Source organism: Rhodoblastus sp., assembly GCF_041915505.1.
Lineage (GTDB): Bacteria > Pseudomonadota > Alphaproteobacteria > Rhizobiales > Beijerinckiaceae > Rhodoblastus.
The window spans coordinates 1-5,847 of the sequence record NZ_JAYSBG010000226.1 but is presented as its reverse complement, the minus strand read 5'-3'; the positions used below and the strand labels follow the sequence as shown (position 1 = coordinate 5,847).

The following is a 5,847-nucleotide window of genomic DNA, read 5'->3' as shown; positions in this document are numbered from 1 at the left end:
CGGCCGCCCTTCTTGGCGAAGACCCGCGAACTCGCCTCATTCGGCGTGATGCCCTCCGCCGCCATCTGGTTCCACCAGAAGGCGGCGCGGTCGTAACTCGGCGCGATTTCCATCAGGCTCGTATAGGAATAGACGTCGGGCGAAATACCCGCCTCCCGCATCTTTCCGAGCCAATATTCCGCCTTTTCCTCAGAGCCGGCTTTTGCGATCAGCGTGTTGAAGGTCACGTCGTCGGGGGCGATTCCCTGTTCGATCATCGCGTGATACCAGCGCTCCGCATGATCTTCGGATTCCGCCTTGTCCATCAGGGTTGAAAAGGTGATGGCGTTCGGCGTCACGCCGGCGTGGCGCATCTCATCATACCATTCGGCGGCGCGTTGCTCAGACGCCGCTTTCGCGATCAGCGCCGAATAAGCGATGACGTCCGGCCGGACGCCGATCGACGCCATCTGTCCAAACCAATGCCGCGCCCGCTTTTCGTCGGGCGCCTTCCGGATCGCCGCCGTAAAGCTGGCGACGTCGACATCGGCGAAGCGTTCCTTGTCCAATTTGTCGTTCAAGGCGGCCTCGACGCCGTCGAAAGGCAGCGACCTGAGCTTCTGGTTGAACGCCTGAACCCGCGGGTCGAGCGAGCGTCCGCTGAAGCGCGCCGAGGCGAAAATGGTCGAGGCGTTATATTTGGCGCGCTCGACGCCCGTGTCGCGCAGATCGGCGCCGGTGAAGTCAAATCCGCTCAGATCCTGGTCGGCGAGCGGCACGTCATTCAGTTCGACATTGCGGAAGTCGACTTTCGGATCGAGCGCCGCGGCCTTGGCCAGCGCCCGGAACTCGCCGGTCTCGGCGTCGAGCACGTCCCGGATGGTTTCCAGCATCCGGGCGATGGGCGCCTGGGCGGGGGGCTCCGCCCGGCGCGGCGGGCGAGGGGGCCGACGATCCTTGCTCATGTCAGCTCCTTCTTGTCAGATTCGCCTGATCGGCCGCGCCGGCGTCGCGCGGCGTTCGGGCCCGGCCCGCGCCTGTCGCGCGCGCAAGTTTTGGCGCACTGCGGATAACGCGGCCGAGGAAGAACTCGCCCGCGAGATTATCGCCGCGGCTTTTGTCGCGGATGGCCTTGTCATAGCAAATCTTGATGAAGGCCTGTTTCAGTTTGGCGAGCTTGTCGTCGTCTTCCGTGGATTTCAGGAAATGCCCGACCGAGGAATCGAGATTCTTCCGGTCGATGACGATCTTGAGCGCCCCCGCCGATCCGACAAGTTCGAGGGAAATAGTCGGATCGTCGGCGTCCTCGCGCGGGTCGAGCCGGCAGGCGACGAATTCGCCCTTTGCGCCATCCTCGCGCAGCCCCTCGCCGGATTCGTTGTTCCGGCCGGACATATAGCCGCCCTGGAGGCAATTCTCCATGCCGCTCTTGACCGCGCCGGACGCCGTGCGCGGCTCGCCAAGCTCGCTGCCGATCTCCCAGCCGCCCGGCACGGGCTTGACGATCTGATATTGCCTTTTTCCCTTGATGGATTCCTCGTTGGACTGTTTCCTGCCGCCGCCGGCCTTGAAGCCCAGCGTCAGCCAGGGCGCCAATTTCGTCTTGACGCCCAGTTCGCCGCTCAACTCGCCATGAACGGCTTTTTTCTCGGCCCAGCTTTCCGCCCAGAAATCGCTATCAATATGGGCCTGATAGGCCTGGCTCGCGTCAAAGCCCGGATGCGTGAGGCGAAGCGTCGCCTGGGTCAGGCCGATCGACACGGAAAAATCTTTCGTGACGAAGGATTTGACGGCGAAATTCGCGGTGATGCGCAGGATGATGTGGCCATCCTTGGCGACCGGCAGCAAGGAGCAGGCGCCGATCTGGCCGGCGACTTTGGCGAGATTTTCGTTCTCCTGCCGCGTGACGTCCTTGGCCATGGCCGCGCCTTTCGCCCAGCGAATCTACACCGCGGCCGGAAATGCGCCAGAGCAAAAAGCGGGCGGCCTGCCATGCCTTGCGCAGGAAAGCGCGGCTTTCGCTTCGTCGATAGTTCCAGTATAAACTATCCAAAAAAGCGAAGCGGGCAAGAAGTCAACGCGGGGAGGAGCGGGCCTTGGAGGATGCGGATTATCTCGTGCTGGGCGGCGGGTCCGGCGGTTGCGCTGTTGCGGGGCGGCTCAGCGAGGACCCGAATTGCCGCGTCGTTCTGGTCGAAGCGGGCGATTCCGGCGAAAGCTGGGTTGTCAGGACGCCGCTTGCCGGCGCGCTGATGGCGCCGGTTCCCTTTCATAATTGGGCCTTTTCGACCGTGCCGCAGCCCGGCCCCGGCGGGCGGCGGGGCTATCAGCCGCGCGGCCGCACGCTCGGCGGCTCCTCCGCCATCAACGCCATGGTTTACACGCGCGGCCACGCCAAAGATTACGACCGCTGGGCCGCGCTCGGCAATCCGGGCTGGTCCTATGCCGACGTGCTCCCTTACTTCCGCAAGGCCGAGAATAATGAGGTTTTCGACGATGAATTTCACGGCCGGGGCGGACCGCTGAATGTCGCCGCCTCGCGCACGGACAATCCGTTTCAGGCGCGTTTTCTCGATGCGGCGCGCCAATGCGGCCATCCGATCGTCGAGGATTTCAACGGCGCCGCGCAGGAGGGCTGTGGCGTCTATCAGGTGACGCAGATCGACGGGGAGCGGTGCAGCGCCGCCCGCGCCTATATCCATCCGCATGTCGCGACGCGGAAAAATCTGCAGGTGCTCACCGGGACGCGCGCCTTGCGGCTGGTGTTCGACGGCCGGCGGGCGGTGGGCGCCGAATTGGCCTTGCCGGGCGGCGAAACGCGCATCGTCAGGGTGCGACGCGAGGTGGTGCTGGCGTTGGGCGCCTTCGGATCGCCGCAGCTCCTGCTGCTTTCCGGCGTCGGCGACGCGGCGCGGCTCAAGGCTATAGGTGTCGCGCCCCGCCACCATCTGCCGGGTGTCGGCGAAAATCTGCACGATCATCCCGATGTCGTGCTCGGCTATCGTTCCGGCTCGCGCGATCTGCTTGGCTTTTCCTTCGGCGGCGCGGCGCGGCTGGCGCGCGAAATCCTGCGTTATCGCCGCGAGCGGCGCGGCATGGTCGCGACCAATTTCGCCGAGGCCGGCGGTTTTCTGAAGACCGCGCCCGATCTCGAGACGCCCGACGTGCAATTGCATTTCGTCGTCGCTCTGGTCGACGACCATGCGCGCCGCCAGCATCTTGGCCACGGCTTTACTTGCCACGTCTGCGTGCTACGGCCCAAGAGCCGCGGCGCCCTGCGGCTGGCCAGCGCCGATCCGCGCGCCGCGCCCTTGATCGATCCGAATTTCCTCGGGGATGAGGCCGATCTCGAAACCCTCGCCGCCGGCGTCAGGCTGACGCGCGGCATCATGGAGGCGCCGGCCCTGCGCGCGCATTGGCGCCGTGAATTGCACACGGCGGACGTCCACAGCGACGGCGAGATCCGCGCCTTTCTGCGCCGCCGCGCCGATACGGTCTATCATCCGGTCGGAAGCTGCGCGATGGGGCCCGATCCCGCGCGCGCCGTGGTGGATTCCCAATTGCGCGTCCATGGCCTCGACGGGCTGCGCGTGGCCGATGCCTCGATCATGCCGGAAATCGTGGCGGGCAACACCAACGCCCCGACCATCATGATCGGCGAGAAGGCCGCCGATCTGGTGCGTCGCGCTTAGGTTCCGAACGGCGTCGCGATGAGGCGCCGCGCGGTTTCGGGGACGAAGACCCAGAACCTCTGCTGTTCCGATAGAGCCACGCGGGCGCGGCCCGCGAGATGCAGCGCGCGGCCGGCGGGAAAGTCGATGAACAGCAAGGCCGCGCGCGGGTCGCGCAGCAGATTGCCGAAGGTGTTGAAATAATTATTGCCCGGAAAATCCGGAATGAGCAGTGCGCCGCTGGGGTCGATCGCCACGAAACCCGGCGGGCCGCCGCGATGGGACATGTCGAGGCCATCGGGCCCGCGCGTGGCGATGAAAAAGGTCTCGGCCCGTTCGATCAGCGCGCGCGCATCGCTGTCGAGCGCGGGAAGGTCGATCCAGCCCCCCGGATTGTCCGAAGCCGCGAAAAGCGCGTGCGGCGCGATATATTTCGGGCAATTGCCGAAAGCTTCGTCCACCGCCAGCGCCAGCGCGCTGTCATTGGCAGAGATGATCCGCCCGTTGACGCGATTGCGCCGCCGCGCGGAAAAATCCATGCCGATCAGACCGACCGGCGCGCCCGCTTCGCGCGTCATGCGCTCGCCGTCGGGAAAGCGCGCCGCGATCTCCATGCGGCGCGGTTCGGGGCTGGTTGCGAAACCCGGCGCGCCGCGCAGGATCGAAGCCGCGGGCGCGCCCGTGGCGTCGAGGCCCGCGACGAAAACCATCGGCAGACGGGCGAAAAAATCCCTCTGCTGGTCGGTGATGAAGGTCCGGATGACCGACGCGATCGCGGGCGCGCCAGCCAGATGACGCGCCTGGATTTCGCCTTCATGCCAGGGCCGGCGGTCGAGCAGGGGCGCGCTCATGGTCGCGTTCCCGTCAGGCCGCCCGCAGGCCGGCTTTGGTCGCCGGCATGGGCGCGAAGCCGGGCAGGGCCTCGATGCGGCGCAGCCACGCGACGACCGGGGCGTGCGGCGCCAGATCGACGCCGCCTTCCGGCGCATGGGCGATATAGGAATAAAGCGCGACATCGGCGATGGTCGGGCGCTCGCCCACCAGGAAGGTCCGGCCCGCCAGCACGCCGTCCAGTACGGTCAACAGACGTTCGGCCACGGCCTTGGCGCGGGCATGATCGAAATCCATGCCGAAAACGGTGACCAGCCGCGCGCAGCACGGCCCGTTGAAGACCGGACCCTGCGCCACGGAGAGCCAGCGCTGGACTTGGGCGGCGCCCTCGGCGTCGCGCGGCAGCCAGCGGGCGTCGGGATCATATTTGGTCGCGAGATAGACCAGAATGGCGCAGGAATCGGCGATGACCACGCCATTGTCTTCGATCACCGGCACGGTCCCGAACGGATTGAGCTTCAGGAAGGCCTCGCCGCGCTGTTCGCCGCCGATAAGATCGACCTGGTGGAAATCGAACGGCAGGCCGAGCAGGCGCAGCATCAGTTCGGCGCGGTGCGAATGGCCCGATTTGTCGAAGCCGTGCAGCAGGATCGGCTTGTGCTGGCTCATGGAATCCTCCCGGTTCTTGGGGCCGCTTGTGAGAGTTTTGGCCCGCCCGTCCAAACTAGTCCTTTTAAAAATCGTGTTAATGAGCAAAAGTCGCAGCATACTTTTGCACATAGCGAAACAATCCCATGGATCGGCTGGACGCCATCGCCCTTTTCGCCGCCGTGGCCGAATGCGGCGGCTTTGTCGCGGCGGCGCGCAAGCTGGGCCGTTCGCCGGCCGCCGTCAGCCGCGCGATCATGGCGCTGGAGGAACAACTCGGCCAGCGCCTGTTCAACCGCACCACGCGGGCCCTGTCGCTGACCGAGGCCGGCGAAAAGCTGCTGGAGCGCGGCCGGCGGTTGCTGGCCGATTATGACGACATCGCCGATGCGGTGCAGGGCGGCGACGCCCCGCGCGGCGTGCTCACGCTCACGGCGCCGGTCATGTTCGGGCGGCTGCATATCATGCCCATCGTGCGCGATTTCCTGCGCGATTTTCCCGGAATCGACGTCAATCTGCTGTTGTTCGACCGGGTCGTGCCTTTGGTCGACGAAGGCGTGGACCTCGGCCTGCGCATCGGTCGCCTGCCGGATTCCTCGCTGATCGCCTCGCGCGTCGGCGCCGTGCGGCGCGTGCTGGTCGCCGCGCCGGATTATCTGGCGCGCGCCGGCTTGCCGCGCAATCCCGATGAGCTGGCGGATCACGCCTTCATCTCGAC

At 66.1% G+C, this 5,847-nt stretch carries 6 protein-coding genes; 2 read left to right on the top strand and 4 right to left on the bottom strand.

The window, feature by feature from the left end:
• On the bottom strand, window positions 1-944 hold a 944-nt coding region (locus ACE3S9_RS13575), incomplete at its 3' end, for a hypothetical protein (RefSeq protein ID WP_374547004.1).
• 1 nt (window position 945) lies between these two features.
• A complete protein-coding gene (locus ACE3S9_RS13570; RefSeq protein WP_374547003.1) occupies window positions 946-1,899 on the bottom strand; it encodes a hypothetical protein in 954 nt (317 codons plus the stop codon).
• Window positions 1,900-2,075: 176 nt separating this feature from the next.
• Between ACE3S9_RS13570 and ACE3S9_RS13565 the strand changes: the two genes are divergently transcribed.
• Window positions 2,076-3,671: a GMC family oxidoreductase gene (locus tag ACE3S9_RS13565; RefSeq protein ID WP_374547002.1), complete on the top strand. Its 1,596-nt coding sequence runs from the start codon at window positions 2,076-2,078 to the stop codon at window positions 3,669-3,671.
• Here ACE3S9_RS13565 and ACE3S9_RS13560 read toward each other — a convergent pair.
• Both ACE3S9_RS13560 and ACE3S9_RS13555 read right to left on the bottom strand, forming a co-directional pair.
• The gene (locus ACE3S9_RS13560) at window positions 3,668-4,501 is read right to left on the bottom strand and encodes a pyridoxamine 5'-phosphate oxidase family protein (protein ID WP_374547001.1); all 834 of its coding nucleotides are present in this window, start codon (window positions 4,499-4,501) and stop codon (window positions 3,668-3,670) included. The genes ACE3S9_RS13565 and ACE3S9_RS13560 overlap by 4 nt on opposite strands.
• Window positions 4,502-4,514: 13 nt before the next feature.
• Window positions 4,515-5,150 carry a glutathione S-transferase family protein gene (locus ACE3S9_RS13555; RefSeq protein ID WP_374547000.1) on the bottom strand — a complete coding sequence of 212 codons (636 nt, stop codon included), beginning with the start codon at window positions 5,148-5,150 and terminating at the stop codon, window positions 4,515-4,517.
• A gap of 125 nt (window positions 5,151-5,275) precedes the next feature.
• Between ACE3S9_RS13555 and ACE3S9_RS13550 the strand changes: the two genes are divergently transcribed.
• Window positions 5,276-5,847 (top strand): LysR family transcriptional regulator (locus tag ACE3S9_RS13550; RefSeq protein ID WP_374546999.1); only part of this gene is annotated, 572 nt, incomplete at its 3' end.

What these genes read in the sequence shown, in the direction of transcription:
- ACE3S9_RS13570 (WP_374547003.1), bottom strand. Translation starts at nt 1,899, where the DNA reads ATGGCCAAGGACGTCACGCGGCAGGAGAACGAAAATCTCGCCAAAGTC.
- ACE3S9_RS13560 (WP_374547001.1), bottom strand. Translation starts at nt 4,501, where the DNA reads ATGAGCGCGCCCCTGCTCGACCGCCGGCCCTGGCATGAAGGCGAAATC.
- ACE3S9_RS13555 (WP_374547000.1), bottom strand. Translation starts at nt 5,150, where the DNA reads ATGAGCCAGCACAAGCCGATCCTGCTGCACGGCTTCGACAAATCGGGC.